The following is a 17,554-nucleotide window of genomic DNA, read 5'->3' on the forward strand; positions in this document are numbered from 1 at the left end:
TGTTTCGTCATTTACTCTGCATTTTAAAGCGTAAATACAACTCGTTATAGTAAGCGTTCATGCGCTTCCCTAGGTTTTCATATACTTCAAGGTCCTGCGTCACTTCACGAGACGGGTAGAACCGTTCATCCGATGTGACTTCTTCATCCAAGAATTCGAGAGCCGCTTCGTTCGGTGTTGAGTATCCGACATAATCCGTGTTACGTGCCGCAATATCAGCATCTAACATAAAGTCGATGAACTGATGTGCCCCGTCCACGTTTTGTGCCGTACTTGGGATGACGAGGTTATCAAACCAGAGATTCGTGCCTTCTTCCGGAATGACATACGTCAGTTCTTCATTCTCATACATGATTTCTGACGCATCGCCGGACCAGACGACGGCTGCCGCTGCTTCACGGTTCGCCATCAGCATTTTGATTTCGTCTCCGACGATGGCTTTGATGTTCGGCCAAAGCATTTCCAACTTTTGCTCCGCCTCAATCAACTCATCTTTATTCGTCGTATTGAGGGAGTAACCAAGCGAGTTCAGGCCGAAGCCCATCACTTCACGTGTCCCGTCCGCAAGGAGAATGTCGTTCTCGAGCGGCATTTCCCACAGGTCGTTCCATGAAGTGATCTCACCATCGACTAGTTCAGGATTGTAGACGATCCCGACCGTGCCCCAGAAATAAGGAACCGAGTACTTGTTACCCGGGTCGAACGATTTATCGAGGAAGCGCGGATCGATATTATCAAAGTTTTCGAGTTTATCGTAATCGATTGGGAGAAGAAGATTCTCCTCTCTCATCTTACTGATCGCATAATCGGATGGAACGGCGACATCAAAGGCCGTCCCGCCTTGCTCAATTTTCGTGAGCATCGCTTCGTTCGAGTCGAACGTTTGATAAACGACCTTCAACCCGCTCTGCTCTTCGAACTCACCAATCAATTCTTCATCGATATAGTCTCCCCAGTTGTAGACGACCAGTGTGTTGTCGCCGCCGAATCCTTGCGCAGCATTCAGTTGCTGAATCCAAAGAAGGAGACCGAAACTGACGATTAATGGGATCGCCAACATGATGACTAGTTTTTTCATCGTCTAACCTCCTTTGATCCTCGTTGCGCCAACACATAATATCCGATGACAAGGATGAGCGTGAAGACGAATAGAATCGCAGACAACGCATTGATTTCAAGCGAGATGCCTTGACGTGCCCGCGAATAAACTTCTACGGCGAGCGTCGTGAAGCCGTTCCCTGTCACGAAGAATGTAACAGCAAAATCATCTAACGAATAGGTGAGTGCCGTGAAGAAACCGGCAAATACCCCTGGCGTGATATATGGCAGAATGACTTTCGTCAATACATCCCACGTACTGGCACCAAGGTCACGTGACGCATCAATCAACGTCGGACTCATCTCTTGGAGTTTTGGCAACACCAAGATGACGACAATCGGAACCGAGAAAGCGATGTGCGACAAGAGGACCGAATAAAAGCCTAACTGAATCCCAAGCATCGTAAAGAGAATCAAGAAGGACGCCCCGATGATGACGTCCGGGCTAACGATCAAGACATTGTTCAATGATAAGAGGGATGTCTTCGTATACTTTTGTTTCGCCGTATAGATGGCGAGTGCCCCGATGACACCGAGCACGGTCGAAATCGTCGCCGAGAGCAGTGCGATGACAATCGTATTCAAGACGATGACGAGAAGTCTCGTGTCCGTGAAGAGCGACTTGTACCATTCGAGGGTGAACCCTTCGAAGTTACTCATCGTTCCGCCACTGTTGAACGAGTAGAAGACCAAATATAGAATTGGCGCATACAAGATGAAGAACACGGCCGCCAAGTATAGATTTGATAATTTGAATCGTTTACGTTTCATCGACGAACCGCTCCTTTCGCACCCCAGTCACGTGTGACGACCATGACAAGAACCATCGCCAAGATGAGGAAGACGGCAATCGTCGAGCCCATCCCCCAGTTTTGTGTGACAAGGAATTGTTGTTCAATCGCTGTACCGAGTGTGATGACCCGGTTCCCGGCGATGAGTCGGGTGATCATGAAGAGCGATAATGCCGGAATAAAGACGATTTGAATCCCTGACTTGACGCCGTCAAGCGTCAACGGGAAGATGACACGTCGGAATGTCGTCCAGTTCGATGCACCTAAATCACGGGATGCGTAGACGAGTGATGGCGGTAACTTCTCAATGGCGTTGTAAATCGGCAAAATCATGAACGGGATGAAGATGTATACCGAAACAAAGACGAAACTGAAATCGGTGAATAGAATCTGTTTCGTCCCAATACCGATGGCTTCTAAAAATTGATTCGTAATCCCGTACGTCCCAAAAATTCCAAGGAACGCATACGCCTTTAACAACAAGTTAATCCATGACGGCAGCAAGATGAGTAAGAGCCAAAGCTGTTTATGCTTCGTCTTCGTCAACAAGTATGCCGTCGGATACCCGACGAGTAACGAGAAGAACGTAATGAGAAACGCATACCAGAACGACGAGAGCGTCATCGACAAATACGTCGACGTGAAGAACGTCTGATAGTTTTCTAAACTCAAATTCCCATCGATATCAAAAAAGGAATAATAGACGACGAGGACGAGTGGTGCGATGACGAACAAGGCGATCCAAATCCAATAGGTCGTCAAATATACCGTCTTTGCGGTCTGATTAGTTTGATTCATGAGGGACCTCCTCGTAGGATTCGAGACGACGGTCAAATTCTTCTTCTGTTTCACCTAGTCGCATGACGTGAATCGCTTCTTCGTCAAACGTCAATCCGATTTTTGATCCGACGATTGATTTCTTCGTCGAGTGGACGAGCCATTCGTTTCCTTCTTGGTCATAACAGCAAATCTCGTAGTGGACACCTCGGAACAATTGAGAATCGACGTCGACAACGAGTTTCGCTGCATCGACCGATGTCATCTCTAAGTCTTCCGGACGAATGATGACCTCAACTTTTTCATTGCGGTCAAATCCTTGGTCAACACAGTCAAACGTTTTACCAGCAAACGTGACGACATTGTCTTCCGGCATGACACCCGGCACGATATTGGATTCACCGATAAAGTCTGCAACGAAACGGTTGATCGGTTCATCATAAATATCAGTCGGTGTCCCACTCTGAACAATTTTCCCGTTGTTCATGACGAAAATCTCATCCGACATGGCGAGCGCCTCTTCTTGGTCGTGTGTGACGAAAATAAAGGTAATGCCAAGACGTTGCTGTAACTCACGAAGTTCATATTGCATCTCCGTACGAAGTTTCAAGTCTAAGGCAGAGAGCGGTTCATCAAGGAGAATGACCTCCGGCTCATTTACGATTGCGCGGGCGATGGCGACACGTTGGCGCTGTCCACCTGACATCTCATCGATTTCGCGCGAGCCGTATCCTTCTAAGTTAACAAACTTGAGAGCCTGCTCCACTTTCGCTTTCACATCTGCTTCTTTCAATTTTTTAATCCGGAGACCGAATGCCACATTCTCAAATACGTTTAAATGAGGAAACAGCGCATAATCTTGGAACACGGTATTCACTTGTCGTTTATTAGCCGGCACATCGTTGATTCGTTTCCCGCTGAAGTGAATACCTCCTTCGGTCGCATCGGTAAATCCGGCGATGAGACGCAAAATCGTCGTCTTCCCACATCCCGATGGACCGAGAAGCGTATAAAACTTCCCACGCTCAATCTCAAAACTAATATCTTCAAGGACGACTGTGTCGTCGTAACGCTTTGACACGTGGTCAAAGCGAATAATTGTCTCTGCATTCATGCTGTTTCCTCCTCTGTTGACTTATAAATATGAATGGGTCGCGACGATGAGACATTCACTCTCTCCATCGTTATCGTTGACGAGTTGATGCGAATCCGAGGCGACATAATAAAGGGTTTCCCCTGTCTTGGCAAAATATGTGTGGTTCCCTAATTTCAAGGCGATTTTACCGGACAAGACGTATACGAGCGTCTCCGAACGCGAAGGCTCATATTGTTTGAACTCTCCATGTTTGAAAAATGTGACAAGGATTGGCTCCATCTCTTTTTCATTCGATTCCGGGATGAGCCATTCTGTCCGATATTTGCGTTCTTCATCCGTATAGATGGTGCGATCGTCAACGGTGTACACCACTTTTTGATTCAAGTCTTCATCAAAAAACTCTTTCGGGGAACTCCCGAGGACATTCAATAAATCGAATAACGTTTCTAGTGAGGGAGAGCTTAAATCCCGCTCGATTTGAGAAATATAGCCTTTACTCAAATCGGTACGTTCCGCCAGCTCCTCTTGGGTCAACCCTTTTTTGATCCGGAGCCGCTTAATGTTTTGACCTACTTCCAACGACTGAACGCCTCCTTCTTGTTTAGTGAAACATGAGTTCAACTAAAGAAAGTTTATTTATACTATACTTTAAAACAAACTATTAGCGACCTTCATTATAACGAATTGTTGAAGAATTGCAATAAAAAAGTCACGCCCCAAGGACGTGACTCAGTGTAAGTTCCGTTTAGACATCAAATGCTTGAACTTTTCGTTTTTCGTTTGGAACAAATGGAGCTGTGCCCCATATGCATCGATCTGTTGAATGACGTATTGGAAAGCCTTTGCCTCTCCCGGATACGGTTCGCCCGCCTTGGCAAGTGAGGTCTCAAAATCTTCCCATAACACTTCGACCCACGTCACCGCTTCTGAATCGTTCAAGACGTCATTTTTCTCTTTTAGAATGACCGCAAGCCGTTCATATTGTTCGTTCCGGTTCATCGCTTCACCTCCGACAATTCTGAGAGCGGGATGGCCCGTTCTGTCATCTCGCCTTCAAACGTCCCCCAGCCCATGACGCCGTTGACGAATTTCAAGCGAAACGGACGGTCATTGTAATTGACGACATATGTTTCACCTGGACGAAACGATGATGGGTCAATCAAATAGCTTTCGGCAATCGCAATCCGTCGAAGGACGACTTCAATTTCGCTGACCATGCCCATCTGTTCAGCCTTTCGTTTCCGTTCATGTAATGCTTGAATCTCTTGCTCTAACTCATATTTCGATAAGTCACTTAACCGCTTTTCCATATCGTTCACCTCGATGTAAGCGTATCAGATTTTACGAAAAAAGAAAAAGACGAGACTGAGTACGTGACTCAGTTCGCCTTGAAGTTGTAAAGTGGCTTGATGATTTGATCGATTTGAACGGCCGGTTCGATATAACGAACAATTTCTTTCATCGACTTATACACAAATGGTGATTCATCGATTGTCGATGGGCGAACTGATGTCGACCAGACACCTTCCATCGAACGTTTGAATTCTTTGAAATCGACGCGTTTCCGCGCGGCCGACCGAGACATGATCCGACCTGCGCCGTGTGGACCCGAGAAGTTCCAGTCTGGATTCCCTTTCCCCGTACAGATGAGCGAACCGTCTCGCATGTTCATCGGAATGATGACTCGCTCTCCTTCTTGAGCGGAGATGGCCCCTTTTCGCAGGATCATCGCATCATGATCGATATAGTTATGGACGGTGTCGAATTGATCGACGATGTTCCAATTCATCGCTTCGACGATTACATCAGTCATCGCACGACGGTTCGCCGCCGCGTATTGTTGAGCGATGCGCACGTCATGCATGTAATCGTCCATATCCGCTCCCTCCACATAAGCCAGGTCTCGAAATGGTTTCCGTGACGCCCGCTCTGTTTCCAGATAAGCCGAGATTTCTTGTTGTCGACCTAAGGCTTTCAAACGCTCAATTTCTTCTTTTACATCATGTGTTTCCATCATGTGTTGAATCGCTCGCTCCTGATAGTGATCGGCAATCTGCACCCCAAGATGGCGCGAACCGGAATGAATGACAAGAAACGTACGTCCCGAGTCATCTCGGTTCACTTCAATAAAGTGGTTCCCCGAGCCGAGCGACCCGACCGAGCGCAAGGCTCGGTCGAGTTTATACGGCGCTCGCACCTCTTCTAATGGAAGTTCAGATGCGTATGGATGAACCTTCTCCCGAATGTTCATCCCGCTCGGTACGAGTTCACGAATGAGGTCATCGAGTCGTTGAAAATCGATCCGCTTGGCTTTGATCTCCGTACAAAGCATCCCACACCCTAAATCGACACCGACCAGGTTTGGCACGACTTTGTCTTGAATCGTCATCGTTGTTCCAACGACCGATCCTTTCCCCGCATGCATGTCCGGCATGATCCGAATCGATGCCCCTTGTGTGAACGGTTGGTCGAGCAATGTTTCAATTTGATTCCGCGTCATATCATCGATTCGTTCGTTGAACACTTTGGCGCGGTTATATTTCCCCTTGATTTCCATGTGACCTCCTTAACTGATGGCTTGTTGTTTACTCTGTAATTCATGCATTCGGGCGTAGACACCGCCATACTCGATCAGTGACTGGTGATTGCCTCGCTCAATGATTCGACCGTGGTCGAGAACGAGAATCTGGTCCGCTTCCCGAATCGTCGAGAGTCGGTGCGCGATCACAAATGTCGTCCGACCGTACGTGAGTGTCTTGAGCGCGTCCTGAATCAATGCCTCCGTCTCCGAGTCGACGCTCGCTGTCGCTTCATCGAGGACGAGGATGGCCGGGTCAAAGACGAGGGCGCGTGCGAAACTGACCAGCTGTCGTTCTCCACTCGAGAGTGAAGCTCCACGCTCGATCACCGGCTCATCGATGCCTTGCGGTAGCTGCTTCACGAAGCGGTCTGCCCCGACGGCTGTGAGTGCTTTCCATACCTGTTCGTCCGTAATCGTCTCATCTCCAAGCGTGACGTTCGTCCGAATCGTTCCAGTGAATAGGAACGGGTCTTGTAAGACGATCCCGAGATGGTCTCGTACCGCCTGCGTCGGTAGTTTAGTCACGTCCATGCCATCGATTCGAAGGACTCCGGCCGAGGGGTCATAGAAACGCATGAGCAAGTTCATGATTGAACTCTTCCCGCTTCCGGTATGCCCAACGAGTGCGACCGTCTCACCAGGAGCTGCGTGTAGTTCAATCTGTTGCAACACCGGTTTCCCTGCTTCATAACTGAAGGTCACGTCATCAAAGACGACATCCCCTTTAAAGCGTGGAAGACGTTCTGATGAGACCGGTTCCCCTTTCTCGTCGAGCAGTTGGAACATCCGGTCGGCCGAGACAAGCGCTTGTTGGAGTGGTGACAATTGGTTCATGATCTGTGTCACCGGCTCAAAGATCCGCGAGACATAGTCGATATACGCGTACAGAATCCCCAGTGTTAAGACACTTCCCGTACCGAGCGTTTGTGCCCCGACAAACCAGATGAGCAAGGCGAGCGCCATGTTTCGGAAGAAGTTGACGAGATTGTGGCTCATCAACGCATCCAATTTCAACAACTTTCGTCTCGTTTGGAAGTTGTCGCTGTTCTTCTCATTGAACTCGTCATAAACGAGATTTTCGCGGACGTATGATTGAATGATCGGCATCGTTTGAATGCTCTCATTCAACTGCGCGTTCATATCCGCAACGAGTGCGCGGACACGGAAGTTATTTTTTGTCGAGAAACGTTGGAACAACTTGATCCAGACGATGACGACAGGAATGATAATGAGCGAGACGAGTCCTAGACGCACGTCTAGGAAGAACATCGCAATGAGTACCCCGATCATCATGACGACACTTTGGAAGACGCGAGCGAGCACTCCTAAATACAGGTCGCGAATCGTCTCGGTATCATTCGTGACACGACTGACAATCTTCCCGATTGGTGTCTGGTCAAAATAGCGTACCGGAATCGTTTGAAGATGCTTCATCACGTCAAGACGCATCGTTTTGACGATTTTATGCGCCGACCGTTGTAGGAGCATCTGTTGTCCCCAGTTCAATCCGGCCGCAAATAGTAACAGGACGACGTAAAGTCCCGATAAGAGAAGGACAGCTCGTAAATCCGTTTGATAGAACTGGAACACGTCGGTCGACGAGAGCGCGGCAATGTTGTCATATGTCGCCGTCTCGTCTCCTCTTGAAATCGTCAGCACGTCGCCATCGACTTCACGGACGCCTCCGCTCATAATCGCCTCAGGTACGAGATAGTACCCATCGGTCGTTTGGACAATCGAGACCGGCTGAATCACATCTTGACCGTCTAGTCTCGTTTCTTTCTCATACGATTCTCCATTAAAGGAAACACTACCGCCGGATTCGACTTGAACCCAGTCACGCTCGATGGCGACGATATGCTCATCGATAATGATTTTGGCGATATACGGTCCGGCAAGTTCTGCGCCGACCGCTAAAAAAAGTAATGTCAGTCCGAGGAAGATGGAGCGTTTCACTTGTTTGGCATAGCCAACGAGTGAGCGGATCGTCTTCTTCCGGCGGACCGGATCTAATTCATATTGATCGATCATGAGAGATTCCCCCTTTCCCGGATTACTCCGACTCTCCTTGTCGAATAAATTGTTCATAGTACCAACCGTGTCGTTCCATCAGTTGGTCATGGGTGCCGCGCTCGGTGACTCGTCCGTCTTGAAGGACGAGAATTTGGTCGGCATGTGCCACCGCAGAAAGACGGTGCGCCACGATGAAGGTCGTCTTCGCCTCACGGCTCGTACGGACTGAATCGATAATGCGAGATTCCGTTTTCGCATCGACTGCTGAGAGCGAATCGTCAAGAAGCAGAATCTCAGGATTTTTCAGTAAGGCGCGTGCAATCGATAATCGTTGTTTTTGTCCACCTGACAGCATGACCCCTTGCTCCCCAACGACGGTATCGAGACCGTTCTCCAAGTGTTCGATGTCCGTATCGAACGCCGCGAGATGAATGGCTCTGTCGAGTGCTTCATCCGAAACATCATCCACTCCGAAACGAATGTTATCACGCACCGTTTTCGAGAATAGGAGGTGCTCTTGTGACACATACCCACTCCAGCCACGGACCGTTTCAAGTTTAATGTCCGAAATCGGCACCCCGTTCACGAGAAGGGAATCGTCGATCGGATACTCCCGGAGCAATTGACGTAACAACGTCGTCTTCCCAGCTCCAGTCGGTCCGACAATTCCAATCGTCTCACCACGCGAGACGTGCAGGACGATGTCCTCTAACGACTCCCGATTCGCGTTTGGATAACGGAATGAGAGCGATTTGAAGGTGATCTTCTCCGGTACATCGATGTGAACCGTTCCGGTTGACGAAACGTCCGGTACCTCATTCATCGTCGTCTCAATCCGTTCCAAGCTCGCCGTTCCTCGTTGGACGACATTGATGAGTTCCCCGAAGGCATACATCGGCCAAATCAACATCCCTAAATAAATGTTGAAGGAAACGAGTTGACCGAGCGTGATGTCGTTCGTAAAGACGAGATACGTCCCGAACGAGAGTCCGATCAAATAGCTGAGTCCAACGAGTAATTTGATAACCGGCTCAAACAAGACGTCAATTTTAGCGACATGCATGTTTTTCGCCATCACGTCATCCGTGATGTCATCAAATTTTTTCGTATCCGCCTCTTCTTGGACGAAGGAGCGGACGACCCGAAGACCAGAGATGGATTCAACGACTTGGTCGTTCATCACGCCGAACGAATCTTGGGCTGCCGTGAAACGTGTATGAATCTGACTCCCAAGTTTATTCATCGACCAGGCGAGAATCGGCATTGGCAAAAGTGCTGCGAGCGTCAACTTCCAATCGATGAACACGCCCATAATCGTCAAAGCGATGAGCGTCATGTTGAACGAGTCGACTAATGTCATGACCCCAAATCCCGCTGTCCGCTCCACCGCTTTTAAGTCATTCGTCGCAAGTGCCATCAAGTCACCTGTGCGATGTTGTTGATAGAAGCGCGGTGTTTGTTTGAGGAGGTGACCAAAGAAGCGACCTCTCAATTTCTTTTCAAGTAAAAAGGCTGTCCCGAAGAGTCGGGCAATCCACAAGTACGACATCACGTACGATAACACCATAATGCCGAGTAGCGACGATACAATCAGAATCAATCGCTCTGTCGTCAAACTTCCTTCACGAATCGCATCGATCGCCTGACCAATAATCCAAGGCGGCAGCATATCTACAACCCCTGTGATGATCAGTAAAATGATCGCAATCACATACGTTCGTTTCTGTCTTTTAATAAACCAATCCAATTGCTTAATCAGTTTCATGACTGATTTCCCCCTTCCGCCTCACCCATCCAAGCACGCAAAAAAGCGCACTCCACCTGATTGTGCAACCAATCAAATGAAGCGCGCTTGAAGTAGTCTTCAGTCTTTTGCATGGTCAGGGAAAGGACACTACCCCTATCCAGCTGCCAATGTCACGCAGTTAAATACGAGTAGCCATATGATGTTTTGAGTGTGTTTGTGAGTGCAATGTTGTTCATCATTCTGGCTCCTCTCGTTTCATAGTTTTAAAATCTACTCAAACCTTAGCAGACTGTTCTGAAAATTGTCAACATTATTCTGTAAAAAAACTGTAACTTGATTTAGTTTAAGAAAAACATGCCTAAAATGAGACCAATGACCCCCGTCGCCGTCACGTAATAAATCATCGGCATGAGCGTGTAACGGATGATGGTCCCTTCCTTGCCGAGTAATCCAGCAACCGATGCGACCGCTACGACGTTCAACACACAGATCATGTTTCCTGCGTTCGCTCCCGCCATCTGCATCGATAAAGCGAGCGTGTTATCAAGTCCAACCGACTCCGCAACGTTTGTCGTCAAACTCGAGAACATCATATTGGAAAACGTCGCCGAACCTGAAACGAAGGCACCAAGGGCCCCAATCCACGGTGCGACAAGTGGCCACACCCCACCGAACGTATCAGCAGCTGCCGTCGCAAGCTCGACCGGCATCGAAGCGAGTCCGGCACCGCCATTTTCAGAGTGGATGAATATACGAACCATTGGAACCGACGCCGCTAACGTGATGGCCGTTCCGACGACTCCAAGTGTCGTCGCCTTAAACACCGATGTCACTTGTGACCAACTCATGTTGTGTAAGAAGAATGTCGCAATAATCGTCAGGATAAACATAAAACCTGGTGAATAGAACGGTTCCCAAGACGTCGAAACTCCTTCTACCCCAAGAATGTCCGGGAGATTGATTCGGACACTGCGAGAGAGTTCGTTTAAAAATGGTACGGTACGGGTGAGCACTAAGAAAATCGTCAAAATAAGATAAGGTGCCCACGCCTTCCACTGAGGCAATTCTCGCGTGGTTGATTTGAGCGTCACTTTTTCAGCAGATGGTTCTAGCTCATCCACATATCCATCAAACGTCCAGACGCGTTTCGGCATGAGAATTCCTTTACGAGCCATGGCCACGAGGATGACCAGACCGGTTAAACCACCGAGCATGCCACCGAACTCAAATCCGAGGATGAGTGTCCAAATGTACGCAGGTACGCTGTATAACAACGCCGCTACAATCGCAATCGGAAATACCTCAAGTGCGGGTTTTATCGACTTCTCTTTACTGAAGAACCGCGTCAACATCAAAATCAAAATGAACGGGATGAATAGGCCGACCACCATATCGATCAACACCGTCTGCAAGACGACCTCTGTCAAGAAGGCAATCGACTCAGGCTGGTTCACATCTAAAGATAGACCGTTCCCGATCCCGATAAGTGCCGGTGTCCCGACCGCACCAAATGTTACGGCCGACACGTCTGCGGATAATGCAATGACAACGGCGGCAATCGGCGGAAATCCGAGTGCAATCAAGAGCGGTGCCGCAACCGTTGCAGGCGTCCCAAATCCAGATGCGCCTTCAATAAATGAAACGAATAACCATCCGACAATCAAAACTTGAATACGCGGATCAGGTGTGATGTTGACGAATCCGGAACGAATTGCGTTCATCCCGCCCCCTTCTTTCATCGTATTCATCATTCCGATTGCCCCGTAGACAATCCATACTGTCGTAACGGCGATAACGAGTCCTTGTAATGTCGCCGCCATAATTCGTGTCGCATCCAATTGCCAGACGAAAAACGCTAAAATCGCCGTCGTCACAAGTGACAAGGGCATGGCTACCGATGCAGGTAAACGCATAATGACCAATAAGATGAGCACGGCCACAATCGGTGTCAGTGCTGTAATCCATTCTAAAATCGTCAATGTAGACCCACCTTTTCGTGTTTTCCCCTACCGTAAACAGATGTCCCATCACGATTCTTCTTCAGCGATTCGATCTAACGTACGTTCAATCACATCATACGGAAATCCTTTGCGCCGAAGCTGCATCTTCATGCGCTGTTTGCGTTCGAACGCGTCGTATCCGCTGAACTTCCGACTCAACTTCTCAGCCTGTTTCAGACATGCCGCAACCTCGACATCTTCGTCCTCTTCTTCCCAAAAAGTTTGAATCGCCTCTGAAATAATATCAAAGGTAAACCCCCTTTGCATCAGGGTTTGTTGAATTCTTTGTTGCACTTCTGTGGCAGAACGACGATTTGTTTCCAATTGTTTCCTTTTCACGAACTTTCCAGCCTTCTCGACGAGATCTTCGTGTGAGATTGATTCTAATTCGGATTCAACAACGTCCGTTGGGATTCGGAGCTGTTCGAGCTCGCGTTTGATTTTGATTGGTCCACTTGGACTTGTGTTGAATTTCGTTTGGACATACGCTTTTGCGAACTCCTCATCATTCAAATAACGCTGCTCGATTAGTCGCGTGATGGCATGTTTGATAGCAGATTCACTTAACTCTTTCTTCACGAGATAGTCCCTTACCTCTGAAATGGCGCGCATTCGATACGATAAATAATTGATGGCCAACTTATAGGCTTTCTGAGCTTCTTCCGCCTCAAGGACGTCTTGCACAAAATCGTCTTCGAGCTCCATCCCTTTTGTGAGCCCGTACTTGATGAATACGTCAACATCGATGGCGAACGCAAACTCCTCTTTCCCCTCCCGTTCGATGAAGACGTTCAGTCGATCTTGGTTCTTCTTTTGGGTCGTGAACTTTGCAATTTTCACAACGACTCCCCTCCATTCCATGTTTCTAACATATCACGTTCAAGAAACGTAGAGGATTTTTGATAAGTTAGAAGAAAGGGTATTCATCTGGATATACTGACTTATACCCATTTTAGAAACAACACATGATATCGGAGGGAATTTCATGAAAATCGCAATCACTGGTGGAACTGGGCTCATCGGTCAACCACTCGTTCGTGCACTCGCCGACGCCGGACATCAAGTCGTCGTGTTGACGCGTCATCCACGTCCCCGCCATCGCGGGGTATCGTTTATCGAATGGTTGACACCGAATAGTAAACCAGAAGAGGAACTCGAAGGAACAGATGCGTTCATTCATTTGGCCGGCGCCTCAATCAACGACGGGCGATGGACACACAAACAGAAACAAGCCATCCTTCAAAGTCGAATCGAAGGTACGAAGGAAGTCGTCCGAATTATTCAACAGTTGAAACAAAAGCCACAGGTCGTCATAAGCGGCTCTGCCATCGGTATATACGGTGAAGATCGTTCCATCACGTATTCCGAAGAAACACCATTGCCGACACGGACTAATTTCCTCGGGAATGTCTGCGTCCTCTGGGAACAAGAAGCAGAACCCATTCGTGATTTAGGTGTTCGCCTTGTGACGATGCGCACCGGAGTCGTCTTATCGAATGATGGCGGTGCTTTCCCATTAATGAAACTCCCCTATCAGTTCGGGGTCGGTGGTAAAATTGGATCAGGAGAGCAATGGGTTCCTTGGATTCATTTAGACGACCTCGTCCGCTTGTTCGTGCACGTCATCGAGACTGATTCCATTGAAGGACCCGTCAACGGCACTGCACCTACACCGGTGACGATGAATGAGTTCGGGAAGACGATTGCGAACGTGATGCATCGTCCTCACTGGATTCCGGCACCTGCCCCAATGATGCAACTCGCCCTCGGCGAAAAGAGCGTCATCGTCCTAGAAGGTGCGAAAGTCGTTCCGACGAAGGCACTTCAACATGGTTTCGACTTCCGCTATGAAACATTGGAACCGGCTCTAACACAACTACTACAAGATGTTTAAGGAGAATGAATTGTGAGTCACTTACTAATCCGAAATGCCCATATTTACCCCATCACTGCCCCCCATTTTTACGGAGACCTCCGTGTTCGGGACGGGAAAATCGTCGAAATGTCCGATTTACTTGAACCGACTGACGGGGAGCATGTCATTGAAGCCGAAGGAAACTTTTTATTCCCGGGCTTCATCGATGCTCACACCCACCTCGGATTATATGATGAAGGAACCGGCTCTGTCGGAAACGACGCCAATGAGACGGTCGAAGCGATGACGCCTCATGCACGTGCGATTGACGGGGTATACCCTCTTGACGAAGGATTTCAAGAAGCGCTGATGGCAGGCGTGACCGCCGTTCAGGTCATGCCAGGAAGTATGAACGTCATCGGTGGTGTGACCAGTGTCATCAAAACACACGGTCGCTATATTGACGACATGATCGTCCGTCGTTATGCCGGATTGAAGATGGCGCTCGGTGAAAACCCGAAACGGATTCATAGTATGGGAAAAACAGGTGATTTGACGCGGATGGGGATTATGGGGTTGCTTCGTGAAGCGTTCCGTACCGTCGGGTCGACCAAAACGATCGGAACGTTCGGCAGTCAGATGATTCAACTTGCCCTCGACCGAGAGATGCCGATTCGTGTGCATGCCCACCGCGCCGATGACATTTTATCTGTCGTTCGCTTTGCCCAAGAGTTCGATCTCGACTATCGTATCGAACATTGTACAGAAGGTCATCTTGTCGTTGAAAAACTACAAGAACTCGGTGTGAAACATGTCACCGTCGGACCGACGTTTACTCGAAAATCTAAAATCGAGCTCCAGAACAAGACATGGGAGACGTATCGCATTCTCCATGAGCACGGCATGATCGTCTCCATCACGACCGACCATCCGTACACGCCGGTCCAATATTTGAACTTGTGCGCCGGACTTGCGGCACGTGAAGGACTTCCTGTCGATATCGCGTTGCGAGGGATCACCATCAATCCAGCTGAATCACTAGGTGTCGCTGACCGAATCGGATCTCTTGAAGTAGGAAAAGATGCCGATTTGGTGCTTTGGAGTCACTTCCCGCTCGACTACTTATCGAAGCCGATTATGACGATTGTGAACGGTGAAGTCGTGTACAAAACGGACCGTGCTGAAACCCATCATGAGGTCGAGTAATTTTCATTATTTTTCATAAGGGTTTTTACGCATAATTTACTTGCTTTTTTAAAAATACTATATAAAATTATCTTGTAACTTCATAAAGCAGCCAAGGCGGTTCGAACAGCGAAGCCAGAAGTATGCTTTCGTTACGACTATTCTTCAGCGGTCTGAAATAGGAGGAGGAATGTAAAGGTGCTCAAATTTCGTGAGCTCACCGACTGCGCGGAGTTGTTCGAACTGATGCAACACCCAGATGTCTTTCCGTATGTCCGTCAAAAGACGGTCCATTTTGACGAGTTTTTATTTAGCACGAAGCAAGTCATCGAGCTAGAAGAGCAAGGAAATATCATCTCACGTACCATCACGAACGAGTATGGCACCCCGATTGGGACGATTAGCTTGTTCGATGTCGAATCCGGATATGGATTCCTTGGCACGTGGCTTGGCAAGCCGTATCACGGCAAAGGTTATAATCAAGTGGCGAAAGAGGCGTTCTTCTCAGAACTGTTCTTCGAGCTTGATATTGAGAGCGTATTTTTAAAAATCCGTAAATCGAATGAACGATCGATTGCGGCAGCAGAGAAGCTCCCGTACGCGTTTTGCGCGAACGAGATCCGGTCTGAACTGCTCGCGGAGATCAACCAAGGTGACGTGGAGTATGTTTTATATGAAGTATCCAAGTCGAGCTTCCAACTATACTTGCATGCCCTACACGTCCCGGAATACGAAGTGCCATACGAGGCACAACTCGAAGCATGAGCCAATTCTGTCAAAGAATTGGCTTTTTTGTGGCGTTTTTGTGTGGATTTGATGGAGGGAACTTGTCGGAGCCGAATAAATCTGTTCTAATTCGAAGAGATAGGTATGATAGAAGTATGAGGGATTTATCACAACTCCCGTTAACCGTTTTGCAAAGGAGAATGGCATATGTCAGAATCAATGTTTCGTATCCTCGTGACCGACGACGAAGAACAAATGCGCGATTTACTTGTATCAAATTTAGAAAAAGAAGGGTATGAGACGGTCACCGCCTCAAACGGCCTTGAAGCGATTGAACGCTTGAAAGAAGAGACGTTCCATCTCGTCTTACTTGATGTGATGATGCCGGAACTCGACGGATTGACGGCTTGCATGCGCATCCGTGAGTTCTCAAACGTACCCATCATCCTGTTGACGGCACGCTCAGAAGAGCTCGACCGCATTCACGGCCTCAAAATCGGGGCAGACGATTACATCACGAAACCGTTTAGCCCACGCGAATTACTCGCACGAATCGAAGCGACGCTCCGTCGCACGCACAGCTTCTCAAAAGAACAAGAAGCGACGTTTGATGTCGGAGTCCTCTCAATCGATATCGAAGGACGTACCGTCAGTGTGAAAGGGAAGACCGTCAACTTGACACGAAAAGAGTTTGATTTGCTCTACCTATTCATCACGAACGACGAAAAAGTATTCTCTCGTGAACAATTGCTCGATCAAATTTGGGGGACCGAGTATCATGGTAACCTTCGCACGGTGGATACTCACATTAAGACGCTTCGCCTGAAACTCGGCGAGGCGGGCGGTTATATTCAGACAGTCTGGGGAATTGGCTACAAATTCGAGGCAAACGGATGAAACGATACACGATCAGGAAGCGGATTTGGATTACCATCTGGACAGCCAGCCTCTTCTCAGCGTTCGTGTTTCTCATCATGACGTTTTATCTGTACGACAAGTTCTATATTCAAACGCAAGAAGAACTGCTCATCAATCGCGGTGAGAAACTTGTCACCATCTATAAGGCCGACGGTTTCTCGGACGCGTTCGCCGATAGTATGACGTACACGAACGAATTGACCGAAACGAAAGTGTTCCTCTCCTCCGTTCGAGAGGACACACTCGGCTCCGGTAAAACCTTTTTAAGGCAGCAAGACCTCGAACGGTTGCAGGACGGTTATGCCATCTCGGTGACCCGGAAACATCCGACCGAGGACGTCGACATTTTGATGACCGCATTTCCTCTCATCCGCGACGATGAACTCGACAATGCACTCATTTTGTATATGGAGCTCAGTAAAATCAGTGAACCGTTCCAACCGATTCGGCTCATGATCACGTTTTTACTCGTCCTCATGATTGTGAACTTGCTCATTTTTGGTAAACAGATCATCGACACGATCATCCAACCACTCATTCAGATGAAGCGTGCCTCTCAAGTCTATGCGCAAGGTGATTTCTCCCACCGCATTCCGATTGTCTACGATGACGAAATTGGTGAACTAGCAGACACGCTCAACTCGATGGCGGAATCGCTCGGACTTGTTGAAGAACAGCGTAAAGAGTTTCTCGCTAACGTCAGTCACGAACTTCCGCACGCCACTCTCTTACATCCGCGGTTATACCGAGATGCTCCAAGATGAGTC

17 protein-coding genes are annotated in these 17,554 nt (G+C 48.4%); 5 read left to right on the forward strand and 12 right to left on the reverse strand.

The window, feature by feature from the left end; translation table 11 throughout:
- Nucleotides 1-7: 7 nt before the first annotated feature.
- The 12 genes from BBB58_RS13595 to recX all read right to left on the reverse strand — a co-directional run bounded on the left by BBB58_RS13595 (nucleotide 8) and on the right by recX (nucleotide 12,943).
- On the reverse strand, nucleotides 8-1,078 hold the full coding sequence (locus tag BBB58_RS13595; RefSeq protein ID WP_074037703.1) for an ABC transporter substrate-binding protein: 1,071 nt from the start codon (nucleotides 1,076-1,078) through the stop codon (nucleotides 8-10).
- A complete protein-coding gene (locus BBB58_RS13600; protein WP_074037704.1) occupies nucleotides 1,075-1,869 on the reverse strand; it encodes an ABC transporter permease in 795 nt (264 codons plus the stop codon). The genes BBB58_RS13595 and BBB58_RS13600 overlap by 4 nt, the downstream gene beginning before the upstream one ends.
- Nucleotides 1,866-2,687, reverse strand: a complete 822-nt coding sequence (locus tag BBB58_RS13605) for an ABC transporter permease (RefSeq protein WP_015880886.1) — start codon at nucleotides 2,685-2,687, stop codon at nucleotides 1,866-1,868. The genes BBB58_RS13600 and BBB58_RS13605 overlap by 4 nt, the downstream gene beginning before the upstream one ends.
- The gene (locus BBB58_RS13610) at nucleotides 2,674-3,780 is read right to left on the reverse strand and encodes an ABC transporter ATP-binding protein (protein ID WP_074037705.1); all 1,107 of its coding nucleotides are present in this window, start codon (nucleotides 3,778-3,780) and stop codon (nucleotides 2,674-2,676) included. The genes BBB58_RS13605 and BBB58_RS13610 overlap by 14 nt, the downstream gene beginning before the upstream one ends.
- Nucleotides 3,781-3,801: 21 nt before the next feature.
- Nucleotides 3,802-4,341 (reverse strand): helix-turn-helix domain-containing protein, encoded by a 540-nt coding sequence (locus tag BBB58_RS13615; RefSeq protein WP_031421116.1) that lies wholly within the window; start codon nucleotides 4,339-4,341, stop codon nucleotides 3,802-3,804.
- Between the two features lie 150 nt (nucleotides 4,342-4,491).
- Nucleotides 4,492-4,761: a YfhJ family protein gene (locus BBB58_RS13620; RefSeq protein WP_015880883.1), complete on the reverse strand. Its 270-nt coding sequence runs from the start codon at nucleotides 4,759-4,761 to the stop codon at nucleotides 4,492-4,494.
- Nucleotides 4,758-5,072: a YfhH family protein gene (locus tag BBB58_RS13625; RefSeq protein ID WP_015880882.1), complete on the reverse strand. Its 315-nt coding sequence runs from the start codon at nucleotides 5,070-5,072 to the stop codon at nucleotides 4,758-4,760. Before BBB58_RS13625 ends, BBB58_RS13620 begins: the two co-directional genes overlap by 4 nt.
- A 68-nt stretch (nucleotides 5,073-5,140) precedes the next feature.
- Nucleotides 5,141-6,319, reverse strand: a complete 1,179-nt coding sequence (locus BBB58_RS13630) for an RtcB family protein (RefSeq protein WP_074037706.1) — start codon at nucleotides 6,317-6,319, stop codon at nucleotides 5,141-5,143.
- Between the two features lie 9 nt (nucleotides 6,320-6,328).
- Nucleotides 6,329-8,374: an ABC transporter ATP-binding protein gene (locus BBB58_RS13635; RefSeq protein WP_074037707.1), complete on the reverse strand. Its 2,046-nt coding sequence runs from the start codon at nucleotides 8,372-8,374 to the stop codon at nucleotides 6,329-6,331.
- Between the two features lie 22 nt (nucleotides 8,375-8,396).
- Entirely contained in the window at nucleotides 8,397-10,121 is a 1,725-nt protein-coding gene (locus BBB58_RS13640; protein WP_031421113.1) for an ABC transporter ATP-binding protein, read from the reverse strand.
- A 320-nt stretch (nucleotides 10,122-10,441) separates the two neighbouring features.
- Nucleotides 10,442-12,082, reverse strand: a complete 1,641-nt coding sequence (locus BBB58_RS13645) for an L-lactate permease (protein WP_074037708.1) — start codon at nucleotides 12,080-12,082, stop codon at nucleotides 10,442-10,444.
- Between the two features lie 48 nt (nucleotides 12,083-12,130).
- Nucleotides 12,131-12,943 (reverse strand): recombination regulator RecX, encoded by an 813-nt coding sequence (gene recX, locus BBB58_RS13650; protein ID WP_084543113.1) that lies wholly within the window; start codon nucleotides 12,941-12,943, stop codon nucleotides 12,131-12,133.
- Nucleotides 12,944-13,088: 145 nt separating this feature from the next.
- Between recX and BBB58_RS13655 the strand changes: the two genes are divergently transcribed.
- From BBB58_RS13655 to BBB58_RS15505, 5 genes are all read left to right on the forward strand, one after another.
- On the forward strand, nucleotides 13,089-13,997 hold the full coding sequence (locus BBB58_RS13655; RefSeq protein ID WP_074037710.1) for a TIGR01777 family oxidoreductase: 909 nt from the start codon (nucleotides 13,089-13,091) through the stop codon (nucleotides 13,995-13,997).
- Nucleotides 13,998-14,009: 12 nt separating this feature from the next.
- Nucleotides 14,010-15,164 carry an amidohydrolase gene (locus BBB58_RS13660; RefSeq protein ID WP_015880875.1) on the forward strand — a complete coding sequence of 385 codons (1,155 nt, stop codon included), beginning with the start codon at nucleotides 14,010-14,012 and terminating at the stop codon, nucleotides 15,162-15,164.
- Between the two features lie 177 nt (nucleotides 15,165-15,341).
- Nucleotides 15,342-15,908 carry a GNAT family N-acetyltransferase gene (locus tag BBB58_RS13665; RefSeq protein ID WP_074037711.1) on the forward strand — a complete coding sequence of 189 codons (567 nt, stop codon included), beginning with the start codon at nucleotides 15,342-15,344 and terminating at the stop codon, nucleotides 15,906-15,908.
- A gap of 168 nt (nucleotides 15,909-16,076) precedes the next feature.
- A complete protein-coding gene (locus BBB58_RS13670; RefSeq protein ID WP_074037712.1) occupies nucleotides 16,077-16,766 on the forward strand; it encodes a response regulator transcription factor in 690 nt (229 codons plus the stop codon).
- Entirely contained in the window at nucleotides 16,763-17,551 is a 789-nt protein-coding gene (locus BBB58_RS15505) for a HAMP domain-containing protein (protein ID WP_244150755.1), read from the forward strand. Before BBB58_RS13670 ends, BBB58_RS15505 begins: the two co-directional genes overlap by 4 nt.
- The last annotated feature ends 3 nt before the right edge of the window (nucleotides 17,552-17,554 follow it).

The sequence above is a fragment of the Exiguobacterium profundum genome, assembly GCF_001909285.1.
GTDB lineage: Bacteria > Bacillota > Bacilli > Exiguobacteriales > Exiguobacteriaceae > Exiguobacterium > Exiguobacterium profundum.

What these genes read in the sequence shown, in the direction of transcription:
- BBB58_RS13595 (WP_074037703.1), bottom strand. Translation starts at nt 1,078, where the DNA reads ATGAAAAAACTAGTCATCATGTTGGCGATCCCATTAATCGTCAGTTTC.
- BBB58_RS13600 (WP_074037704.1), bottom strand. Translation starts at nt 1,869, where the DNA reads ATGAAACGTAAACGATTCAAATTATCAAATCTATACTTGGCGGCCGTG.
- BBB58_RS13605 (WP_015880886.1), bottom strand. Translation starts at nt 2,687, where the DNA reads ATGAATCAAACTAATCAGACCGCAAAGACGGTATATTTGACGACCTAT.
- BBB58_RS13610 (WP_074037705.1), bottom strand. Translation starts at nt 3,780, where the DNA reads ATGAATGCAGAGACAATTATTCGCTTTGACCACGTGTCAAAGCGTTAC.
- BBB58_RS13620 (WP_015880883.1), bottom strand. Translation starts at nt 4,761, where the DNA reads ATGAACCGGAACGAACAATATGAACGGCTTGCGGTCATTCTAAAAGAG.
- BBB58_RS13625 (WP_015880882.1), bottom strand. Translation starts at nt 5,072, where the DNA reads ATGGAAAAGCGGTTAAGTGACTTATCGAAATATGAGTTAGAGCAAGAG.
- BBB58_RS13630 (WP_074037706.1), bottom strand. Translation starts at nt 6,319, where the DNA reads ATGGAAATCAAGGGGAAATATAACCGCGCCAAAGTGTTCAACGAACGA.
- BBB58_RS13635 (WP_074037707.1), bottom strand. Translation starts at nt 8,374, where the DNA reads ATGATCGATCAATATGAATTAGATCCGGTCCGCCGGAAGAAGACGATC.
- BBB58_RS13640 (WP_031421113.1), bottom strand. Translation starts at nt 10,121, where the DNA reads ATGAAACTGATTAAGCAATTGGATTGGTTTATTAAAAGACAGAAACGA.
- BBB58_RS13655 (WP_074037710.1), top strand. Translation starts at nt 13,089, where the DNA reads ATGAAAATCGCAATCACTGGTGGAACTGGGCTCATCGGTCAACCACTC.
- BBB58_RS13670 (WP_074037712.1), top strand. Translation starts at nt 16,077, where the DNA reads ATGTCAGAATCAATGTTTCGTATCCTCGTGACCGACGACGAAGAACAA.
- BBB58_RS15505 (WP_244150755.1), top strand. Translation starts at nt 16,763, where the DNA reads ATGAAACGATACACGATCAGGAAGCGGATTTGGATTACCATCTGGACA.